The sequence below is a fragment of the Peteryoungia wuzhouensis genome (assembly GCF_003205195.1).
Classification (GTDB): domain Bacteria; phylum Pseudomonadota; class Alphaproteobacteria; order Rhizobiales; family Rhizobiaceae; genus Allorhizobium; species Allorhizobium wuzhouense.
The window spans coordinates 88362-109193 of record NZ_QJRY01000007.1 but is presented as its reverse complement, the minus strand read 5'-3'; the positions used below and the strand labels follow the sequence as shown (position 1 = coordinate 109193).

Here is a 20832-nt window from a genome sequence, read left to right as displayed (position 1 = left end):
AATGACTGCTGCCGAAGCTCTGCGTGACTGGGAGGTGGATGGTGTTCCTTCGTCCGGGGAGCACAAGGTCAAGAAATCCGATCTTCGCAATGTCATCGGCAATCTTGAGCGGCGAACCGCGGCCGGGGAGATCGGCGGTGCCGTCTGGAAGGCTACAAAGGCTTTGCTGGTCGCCGACCTGGCGCATTCGGCAGGCACGGCTGCGGTTGTCTATGGGGACGCGACCTCCGCGAACAACGGCATGTATGTGAAGGCGGGCTCTTCGGGTTCCGGCTCCTGGTCGCAGATCACGACATTCCTTCCCGGCTACCAGTTCGTCACGGCGACGGATGACGGCGACAGCACGGCCAATGCCTATTCGATGGATACCAATCCCCGCCTGCCCTTCGGTGATGGCGTGGCCCTGGTGGAATTCGTGGTGCCGGCGACGAACACCAGCGGGACGGTGATGGTCTCTTTCGACGGTGACCCTGCGCTGACGATCAAGACCGCCTCCGGAAATGCTCCGGCCATCGGCGGCCTGATCGGAGGAATGCCTGTCTCGGGCGTCAAGATCGGAACCAGCTTCTACATGCGGTCGGACCAGGCCAGTGCGGCCCTGCTGGCACAGGTGGAACTCGTTGTCGATGAAGCGGAGGGGTTCAAGAACCAGGCTGCTGCCTATGCCGATTTCGCTCGCAACAACTGGGCGATGGCGGCCAGTGGTCTCGGGACCGGCGTGGAAGCGGATATTCCGTTGCTGGTCGATCCCGGCTCGGTCAACAACATGTTTGTCGTGGTCGGCGGCGTCGGTCAGCTCGTGACGCAGGGGGCATATTCCCTGGTCTACAGCGGCGGCAATGCCTTCATCCGTATGGCCGTCCCAGTCGACGTGCCTTATGAAGTGCGGGTGAGTAATGCCATCCCGGTTGGAACACCGTCCGATGGGTCAGTCTCGACGGCAAAGATTGCTGACGGGGCGGTCGCCACGGCGAAGTTGGCGAACGAGGCAGTCACCTTTGCCAAGACGCAGGACATCGCGACGGAGCGGCTGCTCGGCAGGGTAACGGCGGGCGGCGGCTCTATCGAGGAATTAACGGCTGATCAAGTAAAAACGCTGCTCGGGGTTTCCAGCGGTAAGCTGCTGGATCGAGCTTACGCCGAGTACACCACGAACGCGGCGCTCACAGCAGCAATCCCGCTGGATGATACAATCCCGCAGTCAAGTGAGGGTACAGAGATACTCTCTGTTTCCATCACCCCAAAGAGCACCACGAACCGGCTAAGGGCAAGGGCCTGCCTTGTTGGTGCGGTAAGCTCGGCCAACAAGGCAATCATCGCCGCCATATTTTCTGGCGCCTCCGCTAATGCGTTGTGCGCCCGCTATGTAACTGCGCCTACAGCGGACTTTGAGCATGAACTTAATATGGAAGTTGAGTGGGTTCCGGGCGTCACTACCAACCAGACTATCACCGTTCGCGCTGGCTCATCCTCTGGCGGTAACCTTAGCCTTAACGGCAACTCTGGCGGTCGTATCTTCGGCGGCGCGTCCCGCTGCACCCTTATTGTAGAAGAGCTGGAGGCCTGATCTAATGCTGACCCGTGTACCCGCATCTATGATCAGCGGTTTTTTCGTTGTATCTACTCGCACAGAAATGGCCAAGCTGCCGGCCGGTTCGGTGGCCTATCTGACCGAGCGCTATCATCCCGATCTGCCAGGTCGAGAGGGTATCTTCGTCTGGCGTGAGGGCGATTTCACCGCCTTTGTGGCTGCCGACCCATACCAAGGGGTATGTGTCGCTCACGAGACCATCCCCGCATCGATCGGCGCCTTCATCCGCGATCACGACAAAGGCCGCTGTCATGCCGAGTGGTGGGGCGTACGGTCCGTCTATGACACGGAAGTTGACTATCTTCTGCAGGACGATAGCGCTCGACTTAACTCTGCAATGGCCTACATCGAAAGCCCCGTCGAGTGGGAGAGCGTTCACTTCATGTTCGAACGCGGCGGCGAGCTGCTGCTACCCCGCGGCTTTACATACGCCACCGCTGAAATCCACATCCCCGCCGGGGTCTACATTGAAGGCAACGGGACACAGTCGAGCGGGATAGTCACCAGCTGCTCGAACGACGTAGTGCATAACATCTTTATTGGTCGAAAAGACCAGGTCGCTTCCTTCTCGTGCGGTCTCCGGAACCTTTGCGTAAAGGATGTGCAGGGCCGCGCTGACGTCGCAAGAGACGTGGATGTAGTCTATACGGAAGCTGCACAGCATACCGGCGGCGTAGATAACGTCTTGATCTACTCCGGAGGCCGTACCTGCTTCCGCGCAAATGCTGGTTACGGTGGAGCAACCTATTTAACGGTTAAGAACCTAGAGACCGCAAACTTCGGGGCATCCCAGCTTCCGGAAGGGACACAGGCGAACCCACAAGTTGTACTGAACTACTCGTCCGCCATGATCTATGCTGAAAACATGGTAACGCAGGGCAGTTCTGAGGCGGAATACGCCGGCGGTTCGACGGCTAAGGGCTGCGTCGTCGGAAGCGGATACGTGACGTTCCGCAACTACCATGTTGAGCAAGTGGCGACCGGCATCGAGGTTAATGTCAAGACTGCCTACGGCCATGTGAGAGTAGAGGGCGCTACAGGCGGAACAAATGTGGGGGCTGTCATCAGTTGCCAGTCCGATGCATTCGCCACCGCCGCCATACAGCTCGAAAACATCCGGAAAAATGATGCCAACTATACGTATCGGGATTTCCGGGCCGGCAAGACGAGCTACACGACCGACATTGTTGCCTTCACAACTCCCTGACGGCGCTGATTCAAGCAGCGACCGACTGCATCGTTGATCGGCTTCTCAAGCAGCCGCCAAGATGCCACCGATGCCGTGAGGCAGAAGCCCATCGCTCCCCACCGGACCAGTTCTCCCGTCCATTGTGGCGGGGACAACTGCCAAACCAGGCCATTGAGACAGACGAAGAACGGGAAGTGGAATAGATACAGGGCGTATGAGCTATCACCCAGAAGGGTCAGAGGCTTCGAGTGTGTATGCCACGCGGCCGCGCTGCAGACAAGTATGCCTGCTGCCATAGATGTCGAATAGGGGATCGCCAGCAGTGGGCCGAAGTGCAGCATTACGAGGCCGAAACAAAGCAACGCGAGAGGCGTGTGTTTCCTTGTCCGGGCCTTCATCATGATGAGGTAAGCCCCCACGCCCGCGCCGAAGGAAGCATATCTTGAACCGAAGAAGTGTTCGATCCAGGTATTTTCGATTGGCTGCCAGTAAACGAATGTTGCAGCTGCCACACAATAGACGAGCAGGGCGGCAGGTGACGCGAAACGCAGGATTAACCCCCCGACTATGTAAAAGCAGACCTCGTATTGTAGCGTCCAAGCGACTGCGTTGAGGGACCGATCTGATGGCAAAAGAAGGATGGAGTAGAGCAGCTGCGATCCCGTGAACTGATCGAAGAGCGGCAGGTCGATGGTGAAGACTATGAGCACGATCCCCAGTGTCACCGCTGTACTCAATGGATAGATGCGAGCCATCCGCTTCAAGAAGAAAGATGGGAGTGTGAATGATGGCTTTTGCGAGACTAGGCAGATAATATAGCCGCTGATGGCGAAGAATACGTCAACCCCAAAAGCCCCATGCTCCGTAAGGTAACTGATCGGCCACAAAACGCTCTTGTTGAAATAGCCCAGGGCGAGATGCGAGTGATAATACATGACTGCAAAGGCGGCCATACCTCGCGCAGCTTGCAGGCCCTGATTGCGGCTATCTGAAGAACTGTTGTCGCTCATTTGTCCTAATTACGTTTGCTGGACGCGTGACGTCAACATACGTCACACGACCGTGACCTACCGAGGCTTATTTCTTGCCCCGCGCACTCTTGGCAACTGCATCGTTGATCGGTTTCTCGAACAGTCTCCAGGAAGCGATAGCCGCTGCAATACAGATGCCCATTGCGCCCCACCGGACCAGTTCCCCCGTCCATTGTGGCGGGGACAACTGCCAAACCAGGCCATTGAGGCAGATGAAGAACGGGAAGTGAAAAAGGTAAAGCGCATACGAGCTGTCGCCAAGCATCGTCAGCGGCTTCGATCGTATGTTCCAGGACACGGCGCTGAAGACAAGCAGAAAGGCTGTGACGGCCTGATAATACGGAATGCCAAGTCGAAACCCGGAATGAAAGAAGGCTAAGCCTAAGGCAGTCGCAATCGCGGGAATGATTTTCGACTCCGGCACGCGCGATGCGATCAGATATGCTGCAACGCCGGCCCCGAATGAGGAATAACGCCCATCGAAGAACCGGGCGATCCAAACATTCTCGACCGGCATCCACAAGGCAGATGCGGAGGCAGCAGCGCAGTACGCAAAAAGCCACATTGGAGAAAAGAACCGCACGATGGCGCCGGCTACGAGGTAGAAGCAAATCTCATATTGAAGGGTCCACAACACGCCATTGAGCGGCTTTGGGGTTGGCAGAAGTAGAAGCGACTTGAAGAGATCCATCCACGAATAGGGATCAAATAGCTTCCATTCAGTCATGGGCGCAATGATCGCGATCCCTACCGTCACCAGTGCACTCAGCGGGTAGATCCGGGAAAAGCGCTTTGCAAAGAAGGACGGCAGAGTGAACGATGGTCTCTGCGCTATCAGACAAACGATGTAGCCGCTGATGGCGAAGAACAGATCCACCCCAAAAGCTCCCCGATTTGCGAGGTATCCGACCGTCAACAGGCTCGTTTCGTCGAAATAAACCAGTGCCAAATGCGAGTGGTAATACATCACCGCAAGCGCGGCGATCCCTCGTGCGGCTTGAAGGCCCTGGTTGCGGTCAATTGTTGTCATCATCACGGATAACTACGGGCACCAAAGTCAGCGCGTCAATCCCGTGCTTATCAGCCCAACCGGCTTCAATCTCAAAATCCACCACAAGGATATCGCTATGACCGAAAGCCCCGTGGCAGTCTCTGCGGCGTGGATGCCGCCTGCGCGTATGCAGCGCATCATCGTCCATTGGACTGCAGGCGCTCACAAGGCGTCCGATCTCGACAAGGCGCACTATCACATACTGATCCAGGGTGACGCTTCTCTGGTGCGGGGCATCCCGACGATCGACCTCAACCAGGCCCCGGCGAAGAAGGGGTATGCAGCTCACACGCTGAACTGCAACACCGGATCAATCGGCGTGTCTCTCTGCTGCATGGCTGGGGCCGTCGAAAGCCCGTTCAACGCTGGCAAGTTCCCGATGACCGAGTCGCAATGGGACAAGCTACCCGTCGTCCTTGCGGCTCTCTGTGAGCGCTACAGCATCACCCCAAGCCCGACGACTGTCCTGTCTCATGCCGAGGTGCAGGCGAACCTTGGGATCAAGCAGCGCGGCAAGTGGGATATCGCCCGCCTAGCCTTCGATCCATCCGTCAATGGCGCGAAAGCCTGCGGCGACATCTTCCGCAAGCGCACCGCTGAACTGTTGGGCTGACCGATGAACACCAATTTCCTGCACAACATCATCAACGTGCTGATCATCCTGATCGTCGGCCTGCACGACGTGGACTGGACCGCGTTTTTCAGCGCAGAGACCTCGCTGAAGATCGTGGCCGGGCTGACCATCGCCAAGCTTTTGATCAACGGCGTGCGCGATGGGCTGACCGGCATGGTGAAGCCGCAGCCGCCGGTGGAGCGCTGAGTTTTCCATCTTCCCAAACAGGAGACTTCAATCATGGAACTATCCGTCGCCGTGCGCAACGCCCAGGCCGATGCATTCGAAACGACAATCGGGACTGCGCCAAAAGTGCAGATCTTCACCGGGCTTCGCCCCGCAAACTGCGCGACCGCGCGTAGCGGCACGATGCTCGGCAATATCACCGCTCCATCGGACTGGATGTCGGCCGCCTCTTCGGGCGCGAAGGGGCTTCTTGGCACATGGACAGACAACAGCGCTGATGCGGCGGGTTATGCGGGCTATTTCTCGATCATGGATTCGGCCGGCACAACCTGCCATTTGCAGGGGATCGTCTCCGAAGCATGGGCGACCTCCAAGGCCTATGTCGTCGGGCAGCAGGCAAGTCTGAACGGCAATGTCTATCGCTGCACCACGGCTGGAACGTCGGCTTCGTCTGGTGGTCCGAGCGGGACCGGAACGGGAATCACGGATGGGTCCGCAGTCTGGTCCTATGTCGGCCCGACCGAGATGGTGCTCGACAACACGAACATTGCTGCAGGTCAGGCGATCACCATCACGAGCTTCACCTATACGCGCGGCAACGCCTGAGGCCCGTCTGATCCATGGCCATCAGCATCGTCGGCACGGCGGTCGGCACCAACACGGCGACGCCGCCCGCGCATCAGGCAGGCGATGCTTTCGTTGTCTTTGCCTTTCGCGATGGCTCGACCACGCGGCCGACGCCACCGGCCGACTATTTGCAAGCCATTGGCGGCGGGGCGAATACCTGCTCGGCGACCGTGTGCGGCAAATATGCCGCCTCCGGCAGCGAGACGGTCGGGACTTTCACCAACGCGACCAGCCTCATCCTGATCGTGTTGCGCGGGGTGGACCTGACCACCCTGTTCGGCGCGGTCAATCTTTCGACCGGATCTTCGACGACGATCACCTATCCGAGCCTGACGCCGCAGCGCACGGATGGCTCAAGCTGGATCCTGTGTTTTGCCGGCCACCGCTCCGCCGATGTGGCGATCACGACCGTTCCGTCCGGCCTGACGGAACTGGCTGCCGTTTCCGACGCGACGGACGAGGCGGCGGCCTTCTATCTGGCCGGGCCGACCGGCAATTTCACCTCACGCACCGCCAGCGTGGGGGGCACGTCGTCCGGCTGGCGGTCGCATTCGATCGAGATCCGGGCGGCGATCGCAACCGGGTCTGCGGCCCTGGCCGACGAGGCCGATGCGGTTTCGGCGGGCGGGGTCGTCTCCAGTTCGGCGACGGTCGCGCTGGCCGACGATGCGGATGGCGTGACGGCGGCGGGAACAGCGGGCGCCACGGGGACTGATGTGACCGGCGCTGCGGCGCTGGTCGATTCAGATGACGGCATCTCGGCCTCTGGCCTGGTAGCTGTTGCCGGCGGCTCAGCGCTCCTGGATGGGCAGGACAGCGCTTCGGCGTCTGGTTTATCCGGCGTTGCGGGCAGCGCCGCGCTCATCGACGGGACTGATGGCGTCACGTCGGCCGGCCGCGTGGCTGCGGCGGGTGTAGCAACGCTCTCCGACGGGCAGGACGGTGTTTCGGCTGTCGGCCAAGCCGGCCTTGCCGGGTCTGCAGTTCTTCTGGACGGTACCGACGGGGTGGCGTCTGTCGGCCGCTTAGCCGTTGCGGGTGCATCGGCGTTCCTCGATGGGCAGGATGGTGTTTCGGCCTCTGGTTCGTTGGGCGCTCTGGGCGGAACTGCCACCATTACTGATGCGGACGATGGTGTTTCGGCTTCTGGACTGGTCCCGGCATCCGGTGTGGCGGAGCTTGTCGATGCGGTTGATGGTGTCGGTGCTTCGGGCGGTGTGGCGGTTCAGGCTTCGGCTGCCCTCGGCGACGCGGAGGATGCGACGACCGGGCAGGGCGGGGCATCCGCTTCCGGATCGGCGGCGCTGGTCGACGACGGGGATCATGTCGCTTCGTCTGGCGCGGCGCCGGTTTCGGGGGCGGTGGTTCTTGCCGACCAGAATGATGCGGCTTCGTCTAGCGGGCTTACCTCTGCCGTCTCGGTCAAGGTTATCGCCTTCCTTGCGCGTGCGCCGGGGGCGATTGTCCGTCGAGCTATTCAGCCACGCGTGCCGCAGTTTTCCGGCAAGGCGCAAAGGCCTGCGGTCCTGACACGGACTGCGAGGGCGCCGCAGGTTTTAAACTTCATAGCAAGGCGGAGACCATGAGCGGCAATTCAATCGACAAAGGCTATGCATGTCGTCTGCGCTTCACCGTCGTCGATGACCTGGGAGCAAAGGCTGCCCTGGACGGGGCGGAGATTGCCTGGGCGCTGGCCGCCAGCAAGGCCGGCCCTCCGCTCATTACACGCGACTCGGGTGGGATGACCATATCAACCTCTGCGGCGACGGTGGATTTCTCGCTGACGCGGGCAGAGACGGGAGCGCTGCAGCCGGGCCGCTATTATCATCAGCTTTCGATCGGGTTTGCCGGCCGGGAACCTGAGGTCTACTTCTCCGGCTTTCTCATCGTCGAGGCGCGGCTGTGATGGCGCCCATGCTCGCATTCCTGCGGCTGTTGCCGCTTCCGGTGCTGATCGTGCTTGGCGGGCTTGTCTATTACGAGGGGCTGCCGGGCTTTGCGCGCATTCCCTATCTGGCCTCGGTTCCGGTTCTCGGCGATCTCACGGCCGGGCGTGTCGCCGTTGCGGCGACAAAGGCGCGGGCGGAGGGGCGCGAAGCGGGCGCCTTTGTCGAACGGCAGCTGTGGCAGGCGGCGCGGGCCAAGGCTGAGGACGAGGCCGCCAAGGCTGCGGCGGCGCTGCAGGCGGAGATCAACGCGGCTGACCTGTCGGTGGAAGTTTTCCGGAAGAACGACCGCCTGCGGGCGGCGGCTTTCGAGGCGGCGATGAGGGAGCAACGGGATGAAGACCAGAAGACTGGTGTGGATCGCAGCGTGTGTGATCTGCCTGACCGCGTGTGGAACGCTACCCGTTGATCACTCGCCCGGCGCCCTGGTTCAGACACCGAGGCCGGTGGTTTCGGCCGCTCTTCTGGCCGTGCCGGAAGGTAAGACGGCGATACCACGGCACGCGCCTCTAGAGGTGCAGTGGGCGCATCTGGCCGAAGACCGCCGGCGGCTCGACGCCTGCGTGATGCAATCGACCGCGCAGGCGGGTGTGATCAGGGCAATGGCGGGGGAGTGATGCATGGATGGTCTAGGCCTGATCATGAAGCAGCTGGAAATGATGAGCGATCGTCTCGACACCATCGCGAGCGAGGGGTCTCGACGAGGGCGCGACCTGCACGACAAGCTGAACCAGCAGGGCCGCGATCTGGCCGTGTTGACGCATCGGCTGGGCTCTCTCGAAGACAGCGTGAACGGCCAGGCCGTGACGCTGAACGAATACCAGGACTTCAAGAGGAAGGCAGAGGGCGCCGGCTGGCTGGGGCAGAAGCTCTTGCGGTTCGGCTGGGTCATCCTGGCTGTTGCCGGCTGGGTCTATGGCAGCTGGACCAACATCGTCAGCATGCTGAAATGGCTGGTGGGGCGGGTGTGATGATGTGCAGCGCGATATTGCTCCTGTTGATGGCCTCGACGGCATTGGCCGCATTGCCGCAGACCCATGAAGACGAGGCGCAGCACCGGCCGGCGCTGGCGACGGGAACGCCGCCGTGCCTGGAGCCGAAGCGTGTGTGGCGCTATGTCGTGACGTGGGTGATCGAGAACAAGCGCACGGGCGAGCGGCGGGGCGTCGGCAGCCGTGAGGTGCGGCTCAGATGCTAGGCTCTCGACCCAGCTTCCAGCGGACAAGATCGGGGAAGGAGACGCCACAGACTTCGTTGAGACGCGTGATGTCATTGGACTTGGTGCAGGTCGATTCGAAGTGGATCCGCAAATCCATGAGGTCGAAGTCTGCCCCATGGCACTCAATCAGGCGCACCGTCGCGTAACGGCCGGCTCGGCCGCATTTGCGGCAGACCATTTCGAGATAGGGATAGGGGAACTCTTTCAGCGGCGTGGGTTTGTTTTCGGGGAGTGGGATCTGGCGCATCATGAAAACATCTCCCAGAGGCGCCCAACCATGGCGACCAGGGCGAGGACGATCAGCACTAGAATCATGATGATCTCAAATCTCATCTCGCGCCGCCTCTTCGCCCGCGTGATCCGGTCTCATCGAAAATACCGTCCGCTCGGCGCCATGCAAGATCAATGGTTCGCCGGTTCGCCGGAAAACAACGGGAACAGACATGGCTAACCACCGCGTAAATGGCTTTGATATCTCAGAAAATTGGTAGGCCCGGAGGGAGGCAAGCCAATTCACTTAATTTGACATCGCCTACTGCCGATCAGGAGTTTTCGGTTGGGGATCCGCATCCTTAGTGGTGGGCATTTCCGGCAAAGGAATCTCAGCGATAGCGGCCGCGTGCGGGTGATCTTGGTATGCATAGCGCTCCGGCCCCTGCAGCGATCGCCAGATTCTTCCTTGGATCTTGACGCGACGACTGGTGCGCTCTTTCCGGGGCAGCTCGCCACTCACTCGATGAAGAACATTGCCGTGGTGCTCATATTTCCCCTCCGGCCAAAACAAAGCTAGTACGTCGTCTTCCCCGTCCTCGGAGGTAGAGTGAGACAGAGAGAAGGTGTAGTACCCGAGATAGGCGCGTTTATTACCAATAAACGCTAGATCATCACGCTCAGGCAAAGGGCGAGACCTATTCTGTTCGTCAGCAAGATCAATGCCCTGTTGATGTGCAGTTTCCATGTCACAGAGCCCAAGACAGGTAACCGAGAACCCGTAGACGTGAGCCCACCCGCCAAGAAGACGCTCGTCGACCTCCTCAACCTTCTGAAAGTTTATAAGCGCTTCTTCCGACAGCTGCGCTTGAGGCAAATGTGTTGGAAAAATGATCGATCTCGCGACCGGCTGGTCGCCTGGAATTACATCACCTGGTTCCACGCTTACCTTCTCAGGTAGCTTGCGAAAGTGGTAAGCGCGGGATCATTCCGTAAGTCCAGGTCCAAACGCAGCTCTTCTCCGTGGGTGGGCATGTACGTCAAACTGATGACGTCGTCGGAGTAAAACGCATAATCGCGGCCGTGAGGCTTGTCCCAGACAAAAACGACTGCTTCGCCGCCGGACGGGAAAGCTTTGGGCGGGCGAGCGTTAATTGAAACGAGATGGCGCAGGAAGCCTCGCGCGTCTTCGGCTGCTTCCTGATCGACTCTCAGATCAGAATTCTGGTCCTGGAAACTTTCAATGAGGTCTGAAAGCTGTACATAGGCATAGGTGTGACCAGGCGAATACGTACCAGACTGTGTGTCGGACGTTGTAATATCCACAGAGTGGGTTGACGGCGTGCGAGCCCAGCGGTTCTTCCCAGTGGACCATGTTGATGGCGCAACTCTACGGTTGCACGTACGCTGTATCGGGAACTGTGCAGGTTGCAACATCATTTAAACCTTAGGCTATTTCTTCTAGCTTTTACAACTTCACTGGCTAAAACGTCAAGCGAGTTGGTCGCTTGGGCAATTTCCATAGGTATATGGGAGGCCACCGTGTTGAAGTCCAGGTGTGTGAAAGCTGAAAAGAATTGGCTGAACGTCTGGGTTGGCGCGAAGCCAGATCCAATCGTAGTCGCTGAAATAAGCTGAATTATCTCTACTGACCATTTCACTATTCTGTTTATGCTAACCCCCTCTGTTTTTAGCGGATTATTCAGCTGGAGGAGAAAGTCGCTTTGGCTATCCAGTGGGATCTTGACTGGTAGTACACTAAGTATTTTCTTGTTTGCGTCTCTCAGATTTCGCTCGTGGCTGACTAACCGTACATTCAATGCCAAACGAATTGGATCCGGCACAACTTGAAGGAGACGCTTTGCGGCTGCCACTGACAAGTCAATTGCCTGCGTCACATCTGCCACCGTCGGCGGGGCGGCGGAGGCAGCCAATATAGTCTCGACGCCCTGAATGTTCACATCGAACCTTCCAGGTTGCACGACTAAGACTTTAGTGACGCCCGCGTCTTGAGCGGCTGCTTGCCCAACTCGTCCGTGCACTTGCATGCTCTCGTTGAGCTGCGTGCACCTCATCCCGAATGCAGCACCAAAAAGATCCGCCAGCGACCTTGCGCCGGTCGGTTCTCCCCCGAAGATCGAGACAGAAACTGCCTCTGCGTGCCAGGAATAGATATCCCCAAAAGCCATGTAAAACGCCACCGATGTTACTCAGCACACTTGTACGTATGGCGGCCGGCCGCGCAACCAGATTCTTTTGTAAGGGTTTATTTGCTGCTGATCGCTGGTGCGACCGAGGCCCTGAATTTCTCTAATCTTTCCGGAGAGCATGGTGCGACAAAGGATCGGGACCAAGTGCTTGACAACGCTCACGCGTTCGTCACCTACAGGGATCGCCAACTACCCAGCCATTTGCCTTTTGTGTCGCCGTCTCCCGGCGAATCAGGAACCGGATCGCCTTTCATCGGTTAACTCCCCGTGATGATATCCATAGGGAGTGAGATACATGATGAAGATCCTAGCCGCTGCCGCCATCCTCTCCGTCAGCCTGACCGGCGTGTCGCTGGCCCAGAGTTCATCGGATGGTTCGGCGAATTCCGGCACCAGTGACAGCGGTAGCCAGCAGGGTGACACCAGTGGCGCGACCGGCAACGCCAGCATCCCGGCGGACACCAGCGCGGGCGACGAGCCGCAATGCCCGCCCGGCCAGAAGAGCGCCGATTCGGCCGCCACGAATGCTGACAAGAAGTGCGTGGCAGAGTAACCTCCAAGCACAGCCAATGCTGAAGACGGTCGGGGACAATGCCCCGGCCGTTTTTCGTCTGGATGACAGCGCGCCCTTGCGCCATCCACCGAATTTTCTCCCATGCCAACCTTTCGGAAACCCTTGGGCGTCATGATGGCGCTCACGAGAGGTTAACCATGTCCAGTCGCACCGCCAGTTCCCGCCGCGCGCCCGCCAAGCGCCGTAAATCCAGTCGCTCTTCCTCTGCGGGGCAGGGCGTCACGCAATGGATCGTCATTTTGGCGCTCGTCGCGGGTGGCATCGCGCTTTATGACAATCGCCAGACCGTGATGAAGCAGGTTGCGCCTCTCTTGAAGGACGATCGACCGTCCGTTGCTCGAACGGAGCGCAAAGCGGAACCTCGACCTGAAAAATCGGCAGCGCCGGTCGGTGTGGCAAAGGCACCGGTACCGCCCGTTGCCGTCGGCGAGGCAAAGGCGCCGGTTCCGGATGCAAAGCCTGCCGCCGCAAGCGCGAGCGCCGGCGCGGGGACTGCCCTCATGGGCGAAGACTTCAAGGGCCGGTTCTATTTTTGCGGCACATCCGGCCTCGACAATTGCGTCGCCGATGGCGACACTTTCTGGTTCTCGAAAACCAGGATTACTCTCGCTGACATCTCGGCACCCGCGACAGACAAGGCGGCCTGCCAGCAGGAGCGGGACCGCGGCTTTGCCGCGAAAGTTCGGCTGCGCGACCTGTTGAATGCGGGCAAGTTCGACATCGAAGTGTTGAAGGGACAGCCGCTTCAGGCCGGGTCGTCGGTGATGCGTGTCGTCACCCGTGACGGCCGCTCGCTGGGCTCGATCCTGGTGTCGGAGGGGCTGGCCAAGCCGCGGCTCGCCGCGAACCAGTCCTGGTGTCCTTGAGCTTATCCAACGGATCATGCAAAAAAAAGAGGCCCGCTGCGGCTGGCGCAGCGGGCCCTCTGATATTCGGCGCAAGCCTTGAGTAATCAGTGCAGGATCTGGCTGAGGAAGAGCTTGGTGCGCTCGTGCTGCGGATTGTCGAAGAATTCTGCCGGCGAATTCTGTTCGACGATCTGGCCCTGGTCCATGAAGATGACGCGGTTGGCGACCTGGCGAGCAAAGCCCATTTCATGGGTGACGCAGAGCATGGTCATGCCTTCTTCCGCGAGACCCACCATGGTGTCGAGCACTTCCTTGACCATTTCCGGGTCGAGCGCAGAGGTCGGCTCGTCGAACAGCATGATCTTCGGCTTCATGCAGAGCGCCCGGGCAATCGCCACGCGCTGCTGCTGGCCGCCTGAAAGCTGGCCCGGATACTTGTTGGCCTGTTCCGGGATCTTGACGCGCTTGAGGAAGTGCATCGCCACTTCCTCGGCTTCCTTCTTCGGCATCTTGCGCACCCAGATCGGCGCCAGCGTGCAGTTCTCCAGAATCGTCAGATGCGGGAAGAGGTTGAAGTGCTGGAACACCATGCCGACTTCGCGGCGCACTTCGTCGATCTTCTTCAGATCGTTGGTCAGTTCCATCCCGTCGACCAGGATGTTGCCCGACTGGTGTTCTTCCAGCCGGTTGATGCAGCGGATCATCGTCGACTTGCCGGAACCCGACGGGCCGGCAATGACGATGCGCTCGCCCTTCATGACCTTCAGGTTGATGTCGCGCAGCACGTGAAAATCACCGTACCACTTGTTCATGTTGATCAGTTCGACGGCGACATCGGTGTCAGAGACGGCCATCTTGGCGGAAGCGGCATTTGCCATGGTTGTTCCCCTTGTCATTATTTCTTGTGGCCAGTGTCGAGATGCCGCTCCATGAAGGCGGAATAACGAGACATGCCGAAGCAGAAGATCCAGAATACGAAACCAGCGAAGATGAGGCCCGTCAATGGTGTAACGGGCGTGATCCAGCGGGCATCGCCGAAACTGGCCTTCACGATCCCGAGAAGATCGTACATGTTGATGATCGAGACCAGCGAGGTGTCCTTGAACATCCCGATAAAGGTGTTGACGATGCCCGGAATGACCAGCTTGATCGCCTGCGGCATGATGATGAACACCATCTTCTGCCCGTAGTTCAATCCCAGCGAATCCGCGCCTTCATACTGGCCTTTCGAGATCGCCTGGAGGCCGCCACGAATGACTTCGGCCATGTAGGCGGAGGCGAAGATCGAGACGCCGACGAGTGCGCGCAGGAACTTGTCGATGTTGTCACCGGGCGGCAGGAAGAGCGGCAGAAGCACGCTGGCCATGAACAGCACGGTGATCAGCGGAACGCCGCGCACCAGTTCGATGAAGCCGACACAGGCCGCCTTCATGATCGGCATACGCGACCGACGGCCGAGCGCCAGGATGATGCCGAAGGGCAGCGACACGACGATCCCGACGAAAGACAGGATCAGCGTCACCATCAGCCCGCCCCACAGCGAGGTCTCGACATGGCTGAGGCCAAAGGAACCGCCGAGCAGGATGATGTAGGCGAGGATCGGCAGGACCACGAGCAGAAGGATCGCGTTGGTGCCCTTGAAGGGGACCTTCGGGATCAGCATCGGAACGAGGAAGCCGACGAACAGCAGGGCGATCAGGATCGGCCGCCAGAGTTGGTCGCGCGGATAGGACCCGACCATGAACTGCGTGAACCAGTCGCCGACATAGGCCCAGCAGGCACCGCTCCAGCCATCCGGCTGTGTTCCACCTTGGACGAGGGTGGCGCAGGCGGCTCGGCCTTCACCCGACCACACGGCCGAAATGAACAGCCAGTCGAAGACCGACAGCACGAACCAGATGATGATGGCGCCGAAGACGACCGTCATCAGGCCATCGAGAGGGGTGGCGAACAGGTTCTTGCGCACCCAGCCGACGGCACTCTTGTCAGAGGTCGGCGCCGGAAGCGCGGGGAGAAACTCGCGACGGAGATAGGAAACGTCTTTGCTCATCTCAGCGCTCCACCAAAGCCATCTTGGCATTGAACCAGTTCATGAACAGCGAAGTCGCAAGGCTGATCGACACATAGATCAGCATCCAGATCGCGATGATCTCGATCGAGTGACCCGACTGGTTGAGGATCGTGCCGCCGACGGCGACCAGATCCGCATAGCCGATGGCAACGGCCAGCGACGAATTCTTCGTCAGGTTGAGATATTGCGATGTGAGCGGCGGAATGATGATGCGAAGCGCCTGCGGCAGGACCACCAGACGCGTGGTGAGTCCAGCGCGGAAGCCAAGCGCCCCAGCTGCTTCGGACTGTCCCTTGGAAACGCCCATGATGCCTGCGCGAACGATTTCGGCAATGAAGGACGCCGTATAGAAGGACAGCGCCATGTAGAGCGAGAGGAATTCCGGCCCGATGACCGTGCCGCCACGCATGTTGAACTTTCCGAGTTCCGGAATGTCGAAGGTGACGGGCGCGCCGATCGCGAGGAAGGCAAGGATCGGAAGTCCGACGATCAGCGCGATATTGATCGCCAGGACAGGCGGGCGAACCCCGGTCGCGAGCTGACGCTGGGTCGCCCAGCGGCTGTAGAAGACCGCCCCGATGATGCCGACGACAAAGGCGGCCAAGACGAAGAGCATGCCTTCGCCGAAAATCGGCGCAGGCATGTAGATGCCGCGATTGCTGACGAAGACGGAGAGTGGCAGTGACAGCGACTGCTTCACGTCCGGCAGCAGGGACAGGACACCCTTGTACCAGAAGAAGATGACGAGCAGCGGCGGGATATTGCGGAACACTTCGACATAGACGGTGGAAATCCGGGAGATCAGCCAGTTGTTCGAAAGCCGACCAATGCCGACGAGCAGGCCGATGATGGTCGCCGTGATGATGCCGGTTGCGGCCACGATCAGCGTATTGACCAGGCCCAGCATCAGCGCCCGCAGATAGGTGGAATCGCTCGAATATTCGATGGGTGTCTGTGCGATGTCGAAGCCGGCGCGGCTGCCGAGGAAATCGAAGCCGGCGGTCATGTTCGCGCGGGCGAGGTTGGCGGCGGCGTTGGTGCCGGCATACCAGAACAGCCAGATCACGAAGACCACGGTCAGTGCCTGATAGACGAACTGACGCACGGCGGGATTGTAAAGCAACGAGGTCCCGGAGCGCACGGCTCCGCCCCGGTCTGCAGCGTTAACTGCCATATACCTGTCCCCTGTACCAAAGCCCTGTTTTTGTTATTGGGCCGGCGTTTTTATTGGTTTGGTGCGCGTGACGACGGGAAGGCGCGAGATGCGCCTTCCCGGATGGTCAAAGGATCAACGGATCGGCGGAGCGTACTGCAGGCCACCCTTGGACCACAGCGCATTCAGGCCACGTTCGATCTTGAGCGGGCTGCCCTGACCGACGTTGCGCTCGAAGGATTCGCCGTAGTTACCGACCTGCTTGATGATGTTGTAGGCCCACTTTTCATCGAGACCGAGGTCCTTGCCGATGGTCTGGTCCTTTTCCTCGCCGAGGAAGCGCTTGATATCAGGGTTTTCCGACTTCACCATTTCGTCCAGGTTGGCCTGGGTGATGCCGAAGTCTTCACCGGTGATCATGGCGTAGTGGGCGTAGGACACCACGTCGAACCACTTCGAATCGTTCTGGCGAACGGCCGGTCCAAGCGGCTCCTTCGAGATGATTTCCGGCAGGATCACGTGGTCGGCCGGGTTGGCGAGCGACAGGCGGATCGAATACAGGCCCGACTGGTCGGTGGTGTAGACGTCGCAACGGCCGGACTGATAGGCGGCGTCGACTTCTTCCTGCTTTTCGAAGACGACCGGCTTGTATTCCATGCCGTTGGCCTTGAAGTAGTCGGCAAGGTTGAGTTCGGTCGTGGTGCCGGACTGCACGCAGACGGCGGCGCCGGACAGTTCGAGGGCCGACTTGACGTTCAGCGCCTTGGTGACCATGAAGCCCTGACCGTCATAATAATTGACGGCGCGGAAGTCGAAGCCGAGCTGCGAGTCACGGCTGGCGCTCCAGGTCGTGTTACGGGCCAGAACGTCGATTTCGCCCGACTGCAGGGCCGGGAAGCGGTCCTTGGCGGACAGCGGCGTGAACTTCACCTTGGTGGCATCGCCGAAGACGGCGGCAGCAACGGCACGGCACAGGTCGACATCGAGGCCGGTCCAGTTGCCGGAGGAATCCTGCGCGCCGAAGCCGGCGAGGTTCGAACCGTTGACGCCGCACTGCACGAAGCCCTTGGCCTTGACGTCATCGAGCGTTCCAGCCTGCGCTGCAACTGCGCCGAAGCCGACGGCAGCGACGCCAATCGCTGCAGACAGAAGTGTTTTTTTCATTTTTCCCAACCTTATTCTCTTGTTTTTGCCATCGACGGCATCCGGCCAGGGTTTCCCGGCGGCGCTCATCGGCTTGCGGGCCTCCCGGAGCAAGCAGCACTATCACAGTCGGAAATGGTTGCAGGGTCAAGTCTTTAAGCTGATTTATGGCTCAAGGGGGAAGATTTTGCCAAAATCGCCGAAGAAATGGGCAGAAATGCTGAATGTGGGCGCATTAGTGCTGAAAATGACGCCTATCGGTGCCCTTTCCTTTGCGCTGAGTGCATGGCGAGACGCTTGGAGCAGGTCATAGGATGCGACTTGACCTGCCGGATGGGGAGCGGCAAGAACGGGAAGTCTAGCACCAGGGAATTCCTCGCAATGAGCAAAAACAAAGAATGGCTGGAAACGGCCGGGACCAATACGAAGCTCTGCCATACCGGCTATGATCCGAACGAGTATCATGGCTTCGTCAATCCACCTGTCGTGCATGCCTCGACGGTTCTTTTCCCCAACGCAAGGGCGATGGAAACGCGGACCCAGCGCTACACCTACGGCACGCATGGTACACCGACCACGGATGCCTTGTGTGCTGCCATCGACGAATTGGAAGGCTCGGCGGGGACCGTTCTCGTCCCGTCCGGGCTGGCCGCCATCAGCGTTCCCTTCCTGACATTCCTCTCGGCGGGAGACCACGCGCTGATCGTCGATTCGGTCTATTCGCCCTGCCGACACTTCTGCGACACCATGCTGACCCGTTTGGGGGTCGAGATCGAATATTACGATCCCGAGATCGGCGCTGACATCGCGCGGCTGATGCGACCCAACACGCGTCTGGTGCATACCGAAGCGCCCGGTTCAAACACGTTCGAAATGCAGGATATCCGCGCCATTGCCGATGTTGTGCATCGCTTCGACTGCGTGGTGACCATGGACAATACCTGGGCGACACCGCTTTATTTCAAGCCGCTGGATTTCGGCGTCGACGTCTCCATTCATGCCGCAACCAAGTATCCCTCCGGCCATTCCGACATTCTCATGGGTACGGTTTCCGCGAATGCGAAATGCTGGCCGAAACTGCATGAGGCCCATAGCACCATGGGCATTTGCGGGGCGCCGGATGATTCCTACCAGATCCTGCGCGGCCTGCGCACGATGAACCTGCGCCTCGATCACCATTTCCGCTCTGCGCTCAAGGTTGCGGAATGGTTGGAGGGCCGTCCTGGCGTTTCCCGCGTCCTGCATCCGGCCTTGCCGAGTTTCCCCGGCCACGAGATGTGGAAACGCGACTTCAAGGGAGCCTCGGGCGTCTTCTCCTTCGTGCTGTCGGCAGACACGCCCGAGAAGATCAAGCCGAAGGCCCATGCCTTCCTCGATGCCCTCCAACTCTTCGGCCTAGGCTGGTCCTGGGGTGGCTACGAGAGCCTTGCTGTGTTCGTCAATCTGAGTGATCGCAAAATTCGCAAAGGTCCGCAGGACGGTGCCGTCATCCGCCTGCAGATCGGTCTGGAAGATGTCGAGGACATCTTTGTGGATCTGGAGCGCGGCTTTGCGGCCGCCGCCAGCCTCTGATTGAAGCCTCAGCCGTCGATTTTGTGGCCATAAAGCCAGTCGAGATCGGCGGCGAGTTTCTCGGGTGACCGCAATGACAGCACGAGGTCGCGAGCGATACGGACGGGACCGCGTGCATGATAGGCGAAGCGGTTGAAATCGCCCCGTGCCTTGACGCGTGCCGCGCGTGCCTTGCGCTCCGTCTCGAAGCTTGAGAGAGCCGAGGGCAGGGCGGTGCGTGAGACATGGTGGGCCAGGCTGAAGGCGTCTTCGATGGCCATGGCGGCTCCCTGGGCGGAGAACGGCATCATGGCATGGGCCGCATCGCCGATGAGCACCGTATCCCGTCCATTCTGCCAGCGCCCCTCCGAGGCCTGGTACAGCGGCCAGAAGGTCGGGTTTTCAGCGCCGGCCAGGACGGTCCGGATATCCCGGTGCCAGCCGGAGAACTGTTCGAGCAGCATGGCGCGTCGAGCGGCATCGGCCTGGAGGGCCCAGCTTTCGTCGCTTCTGGCGCCGGCCGCAATGGCCACGAGGTTGAAGCCGTCGATCTCGTTCAGCGGATAGCTGACGAGATGTGCCCTCGGGCCAAGATGGGCGGTCACGCCACTGCGCGACAGAAAGGCTGGCGCGTCCGCCGACGCGACGGTGAAGCGCCACGCGATGTTGCCGGAAAAGCTGACATTGGGCGCCCCGGCAACGGCGTCGCGCGCAACCGACCAGGCTCCATCAGCACCAACGACGAGGTCGGGTCTCCGACCCGTGACATGCGCCAGCGCATCCGCACCCACGCCGTCGATGCGGTGTCCGAGGTGAAGCTTGCAAAGCGGTTCGTTCAGCGCCGCCCGAAGCAGGGCTTGCTGCAAGGTCGAGCGATGAAGCACGCCATAAGGCGCGCGCCAGCGATTGCGGGCGAAGTCTCCCGCCGGCAGATCCGCGAGGCTGCGAAGATCGATCCCGGAGGCGAGGCGGATGCTGCGTGGCTCGAGCCACTGCCGTTCGATTTCGGCAAGCACACCCAAGGCGGCGAGAACGCGTGTGGCGTTGGGCGAGAGCTGAAGTCCTGCCCCGACTTCGCCCAGTTGCGGGGCCTGCTCGATGATATCGCTCGAAATCCCCTTGGCAGCGAGCGAGAGCGCAGTCGTCAGGCCCGCCACCCCGGCTCCGACGATGGTGGCGTGCATGATGGACATGAGGTGATGCCGATCGTGACGCCGCTTACGCCGCCTTCACGTGAAAGACGCAGCCCGGCGGGTTCGTCTGCTCGGCCTTGAGCGCCGGGTTGTAGCGGTAGAGCGTCGAGCAGTAGGAACAGACCTTTTCGGTGTCGTGCCCCATGTCGATGAAGATATGCGGATGGTCGAAGGGCGAGGATGCCCCGGTGCACATGAATTCCTTGACGCCGATCTCGATCACAAGGTGACCGCCGTCGTTCTGGAAATGGGGAATGCTGTGACCGGCCATGGGAAACTCCGCGAAATGCTCGTGATTTTGCGCCGGACCATAACGCTCCCGTATGCAAATGTGTAGAGCCAATGCGCGGTTGGACCCACAGAAAATCCCCCTGCGGCAATTGATGTCAGCGGCACAATCACTAAGGTTGCCGGCCCAGCCCCTGC

The 20832-nt window shown here is 60.1% G+C and carries 24 protein-coding genes; 13 read left to right on the top strand and 11 right to left on the bottom strand.

What is annotated here, in order from left to right; genetic code table 11:
- Position 1 precedes the first annotated feature (1 nt).
- A complete protein-coding gene (locus DMY87_RS18080; protein WP_133253035.1) occupies positions 2 to 1567 on the top strand; it encodes a hypothetical protein in 1566 nt (521 codons plus the stop codon).
- Between the two features lie 4 nt (positions 1568 to 1571).
- Positions 1572 to 2798 (top strand): hypothetical protein, encoded by a 1227-nt coding sequence (locus DMY87_RS18075; RefSeq protein WP_133253034.1) that lies wholly within the window; start codon positions 1572 to 1574, stop codon positions 2796 to 2798.
- Here DMY87_RS18075 and DMY87_RS18070 read toward each other — a convergent pair.
- Positions 2762 to 3790, bottom strand: a complete 1029-nt coding sequence (locus tag DMY87_RS18070; protein ID WP_110793053.1) for an acyltransferase family protein — start codon at positions 3788 to 3790, stop codon at positions 2762 to 2764. The two genes, DMY87_RS18075 and DMY87_RS18070, sit on opposite strands and share 37 nt — an antisense overlap.
- Positions 3791 to 3857: 67 nt before the next feature.
- The gene (locus DMY87_RS18065; RefSeq protein ID WP_110793052.1) at positions 3858 to 4844 is read right to left on the bottom strand and encodes an acyltransferase family protein; all 987 of its coding nucleotides are present in this window, start codon (positions 4842 to 4844) and stop codon (positions 3858 to 3860) included.
- 94 nt (positions 4845 to 4938) lie between these two features.
- Between DMY87_RS18065 and DMY87_RS18060 the strand changes: the two genes are divergently transcribed.
- From DMY87_RS18060 to DMY87_RS18025, 8 genes are all read left to right on the top strand, one after another.
- Complete coding sequence (locus DMY87_RS18060) at positions 4939 to 5475, top strand: peptidoglycan recognition protein family protein (RefSeq protein ID WP_110793051.1); 537 nt, start codon at positions 4939 to 4941, stop codon at positions 5473 to 5475.
- Between the two features lie 3 nt (positions 5476 to 5478).
- A complete protein-coding gene (locus DMY87_RS18055; protein ID WP_110793050.1) occupies positions 5479 to 5682 on the top strand; it encodes a hypothetical protein in 204 nt (67 codons plus the stop codon).
- A gap of 33 nt (positions 5683 to 5715) precedes the next feature.
- Entirely contained in the window at positions 5716 to 6267 is a 552-nt protein-coding gene (locus DMY87_RS18050) for a carbohydrate-binding protein (protein ID WP_110793049.1), read from the top strand.
- 14 nt (positions 6268 to 6281) lie between these two features.
- Positions 6282 to 7874, top strand: coding sequence for a hypothetical protein (locus DMY87_RS24235; protein ID WP_165826324.1), 1593 nt, complete (start codon positions 6282 to 6284; stop codon positions 7872 to 7874).
- A complete protein-coding gene (locus DMY87_RS18040) occupies positions 7871 to 8194 on the top strand; it encodes a hypothetical protein (protein WP_110793048.1) in 324 nt (107 codons plus the stop codon). Before DMY87_RS24235 ends, DMY87_RS18040 begins: the two co-directional genes overlap by 4 nt.
- A complete protein-coding gene (locus DMY87_RS18035) occupies positions 8194 to 8643 on the top strand; it encodes a hypothetical protein (RefSeq protein WP_110793047.1) in 450 nt (149 codons plus the stop codon). The genes DMY87_RS18040 and DMY87_RS18035 overlap by 1 nt, the downstream gene beginning before the upstream one ends.
- A 211-nt stretch (positions 8644 to 8854) precedes the next feature.
- Positions 8855 to 9205 carry a hypothetical protein gene (locus DMY87_RS18030; protein WP_110793046.1) on the top strand — a complete coding sequence of 117 codons (351 nt, stop codon included), beginning with the start codon at positions 8855 to 8857 and terminating at the stop codon, positions 9203 to 9205.
- Positions 9205 to 9432 carry a hypothetical protein gene (locus DMY87_RS18025; protein ID WP_110793045.1) on the top strand — a complete coding sequence of 76 codons (228 nt, stop codon included), beginning with the start codon at positions 9205 to 9207 and terminating at the stop codon, positions 9430 to 9432. The genes DMY87_RS18030 and DMY87_RS18025 overlap by 1 nt, the downstream gene beginning before the upstream one ends.
- Here DMY87_RS18025 and DMY87_RS18020 read toward each other — a convergent pair.
- The 3 genes from DMY87_RS18020 to DMY87_RS18010 all read right to left on the bottom strand — a co-directional run bounded on the left by DMY87_RS18020 (position 9422) and on the right by DMY87_RS18010 (position 11852).
- Complete coding sequence (locus DMY87_RS18020; protein WP_110793044.1) at positions 9422 to 9703, bottom strand: hypothetical protein; 282 nt, start codon at positions 9701 to 9703, stop codon at positions 9422 to 9424. The genes DMY87_RS18025 and DMY87_RS18020 overlap by 11 nt on opposite strands.
- 282 nt (positions 9704 to 9985) lie before the next feature.
- Positions 9986 to 10606 carry a hypothetical protein gene (locus DMY87_RS18015; protein WP_133253033.1) on the bottom strand — a complete coding sequence of 207 codons (621 nt, stop codon included), beginning with the start codon at positions 10604 to 10606 and terminating at the stop codon, positions 9986 to 9988.
- A 493-nt stretch (positions 10607 to 11099) separates the two neighbouring features.
- Positions 11100 to 11852 (bottom strand): hypothetical protein, encoded by a 753-nt coding sequence (locus tag DMY87_RS18010; protein ID WP_133253032.1) that lies wholly within the window; start codon positions 11850 to 11852, stop codon positions 11100 to 11102.
- Between the two features lie 316 nt (positions 11853 to 12168).
- On the opposite strand from DMY87_RS18010, the gene DMY87_RS18005 reads away from it, so the two are divergent.
- Positions 12169 to 12426, top strand: a complete 258-nt coding sequence (locus DMY87_RS18005; RefSeq protein WP_133253031.1) for a hypothetical protein — start codon at positions 12169 to 12171, stop codon at positions 12424 to 12426.
- A gap of 158 nt (positions 12427 to 12584) precedes the next feature.
- Positions 12585 to 13313, top strand: a complete 729-nt coding sequence (locus DMY87_RS18000) for a thermonuclease family protein (RefSeq protein WP_110793040.1) — start codon at positions 12585 to 12587, stop codon at positions 13311 to 13313.
- Between the two features lie 86 nt (positions 13314 to 13399).
- Here DMY87_RS18000 and DMY87_RS17995 read toward each other — a convergent pair whose 3' ends face one another.
- The 4 genes from DMY87_RS17995 to DMY87_RS17980 form a co-directional block, all read right to left on the bottom strand.
- Positions 13400 to 14173: an amino acid ABC transporter ATP-binding protein gene (locus DMY87_RS17995; RefSeq protein ID WP_110793039.1), complete on the bottom strand. Its 774-nt coding sequence runs from the start codon at positions 14171 to 14173 to the stop codon at positions 13400 to 13402.
- A 17-nt stretch (positions 14174 to 14190) separates the two neighbouring features.
- The gene (locus tag DMY87_RS17990; RefSeq protein WP_110793038.1) at positions 14191 to 15345 is read right to left on the bottom strand and encodes an amino acid ABC transporter permease; all 1155 of its coding nucleotides are present in this window, start codon (positions 15343 to 15345) and stop codon (positions 14191 to 14193) included.
- A 1-nt stretch (position 15346) separates the two neighbouring features.
- A complete protein-coding gene (locus DMY87_RS17985) occupies positions 15347 to 16540 on the bottom strand; it encodes an amino acid ABC transporter permease (RefSeq protein ID WP_110793037.1) in 1194 nt (397 codons plus the stop codon).
- A 114-nt stretch (positions 16541 to 16654) separates the two neighbouring features.
- The gene (locus tag DMY87_RS17980; RefSeq protein WP_110793036.1) at positions 16655 to 17683 is read right to left on the bottom strand and encodes an amino acid ABC transporter substrate-binding protein; all 1029 of its coding nucleotides are present in this window, start codon (positions 17681 to 17683) and stop codon (positions 16655 to 16657) included.
- A 360-nt stretch (positions 17684 to 18043) separates the two neighbouring features.
- Between DMY87_RS17980 and DMY87_RS17975 the strand changes: the two genes are divergently transcribed.
- Complete coding sequence (locus DMY87_RS17975; RefSeq protein WP_110793035.1) at positions 18044 to 19234, top strand: cystathionine beta-lyase; 1191 nt, start codon at positions 18044 to 18046, stop codon at positions 19232 to 19234.
- An 8-nt stretch (positions 19235 to 19242) separates the two neighbouring features.
- Here DMY87_RS17975 and DMY87_RS17970 read toward each other — a convergent pair whose 3' ends face one another.
- On the bottom strand, positions 19243 to 20406 hold the full coding sequence (locus DMY87_RS17970; protein ID WP_110793034.1) for an FAD-dependent monooxygenase: 1164 nt from the start codon (positions 20404 to 20406) through the stop codon (positions 19243 to 19245).
- 25 nt (positions 20407 to 20431) lie between these two features.
- Positions 20432 to 20677, bottom strand: a complete 246-nt coding sequence (locus tag DMY87_RS17965) for a zinc-finger domain-containing protein (RefSeq protein ID WP_110793033.1) — start codon at positions 20675 to 20677, stop codon at positions 20432 to 20434.
- Between the last annotated feature and the right edge of the window lie 155 nt (positions 20678 to 20832).

What these genes read in the sequence shown, in the direction of transcription:
- DMY87_RS18080 (WP_133253035.1), top strand. Translation starts at nt 2, where the DNA reads ATGACTGCTGCCGAAGCTCTGCGTGACTGGGAGGTGGATGGTGTTCCT.
- DMY87_RS18075 (WP_133253034.1), top strand. Translation starts at nt 1,572, where the DNA reads ATGCTGACCCGTGTACCCGCATCTATGATCAGCGGTTTTTTCGTTGTA.
- DMY87_RS18070 (WP_110793053.1), bottom strand. Translation starts at nt 3,790, where the DNA reads ATGAGCGACAACAGTTCTTCAGATAGCCGCAATCAGGGCCTGCAAGCT.
- DMY87_RS18065 (WP_110793052.1), bottom strand. Translation starts at nt 4,844, where the DNA reads ATGATGACAACAATTGACCGCAACCAGGGCCTTCAAGCCGCACGAGGG.
- DMY87_RS18060 (WP_110793051.1), top strand. Translation starts at nt 4,939, where the DNA reads ATGACCGAAAGCCCCGTGGCAGTCTCTGCGGCGTGGATGCCGCCTGCG.
- DMY87_RS18055 (WP_110793050.1), top strand. Translation starts at nt 5,479, where the DNA reads ATGAACACCAATTTCCTGCACAACATCATCAACGTGCTGATCATCCTG.
- DMY87_RS18050 (WP_110793049.1), top strand. Translation starts at nt 5,716, where the DNA reads ATGGAACTATCCGTCGCCGTGCGCAACGCCCAGGCCGATGCATTCGAA.
- DMY87_RS24235 (WP_165826324.1), top strand. Translation starts at nt 6,282, where the DNA reads ATGGCCATCAGCATCGTCGGCACGGCGGTCGGCACCAACACGGCGACG.
- DMY87_RS18040 (WP_110793048.1), top strand. Translation starts at nt 7,871, where the DNA reads ATGAGCGGCAATTCAATCGACAAAGGCTATGCATGTCGTCTGCGCTTC.
- DMY87_RS18035 (WP_110793047.1), top strand. Translation starts at nt 8,194, where the DNA reads ATGGCGCCCATGCTCGCATTCCTGCGGCTGTTGCCGCTTCCGGTGCTG.
- DMY87_RS18030 (WP_110793046.1), top strand. Translation starts at nt 8,855, where the DNA reads ATGGATGGTCTAGGCCTGATCATGAAGCAGCTGGAAATGATGAGCGAT.
- DMY87_RS18025 (WP_110793045.1), top strand. Translation starts at nt 9,205, where the DNA reads ATGATGTGCAGCGCGATATTGCTCCTGTTGATGGCCTCGACGGCATTG.
- DMY87_RS18020 (WP_110793044.1), bottom strand. Translation starts at nt 9,703, where the DNA reads ATGATGCGCCAGATCCCACTCCCCGAAAACAAACCCACGCCGCTGAAA.
- DMY87_RS18010 (WP_133253032.1), bottom strand. Translation starts at nt 11,852, where the DNA reads ATGGCTTTTGGGGATATCTATTCCTGGCACGCAGAGGCAGTTTCTGTC.
- DMY87_RS18005 (WP_133253031.1), top strand. Translation starts at nt 12,169, where the DNA reads ATGATGAAGATCCTAGCCGCTGCCGCCATCCTCTCCGTCAGCCTGACC.
- DMY87_RS18000 (WP_110793040.1), top strand. Translation starts at nt 12,585, where the DNA reads ATGTCCAGTCGCACCGCCAGTTCCCGCCGCGCGCCCGCCAAGCGCCGT.
- DMY87_RS17995 (WP_110793039.1), bottom strand. Translation starts at nt 14,173, where the DNA reads ATGGCAAATGCCGCTTCCGCCAAGATGGCCGTCTCTGACACCGATGTC.
- DMY87_RS17990 (WP_110793038.1), bottom strand. Translation starts at nt 15,345, where the DNA reads ATGAGCAAAGACGTTTCCTATCTCCGTCGCGAGTTTCTCCCCGCGCTT.
- DMY87_RS17985 (WP_110793037.1), bottom strand. Translation starts at nt 16,540, where the DNA reads ATGGCAGTTAACGCTGCAGACCGGGGCGGAGCCGTGCGCTCCGGGACC.
- DMY87_RS17980 (WP_110793036.1), bottom strand. Translation starts at nt 17,683, where the DNA reads ATGAAAAAAACACTTCTGTCTGCAGCGATTGGCGTCGCTGCCGTCGGC.
- DMY87_RS17975 (WP_110793035.1), top strand. Translation starts at nt 18,044, where the DNA reads ATGAGCAAAAACAAAGAATGGCTGGAAACGGCCGGGACCAATACGAAG.
- DMY87_RS17970 (WP_110793034.1), bottom strand. Translation starts at nt 20,406, where the DNA reads ATGTCCATCATGCACGCCACCATCGTCGGAGCCGGGGTGGCGGGCCTG.
- DMY87_RS17965 (WP_110793033.1), bottom strand. Translation starts at nt 20,677, where the DNA reads ATGGCCGGTCACAGCATTCCCCATTTCCAGAACGACGGCGGTCACCTT.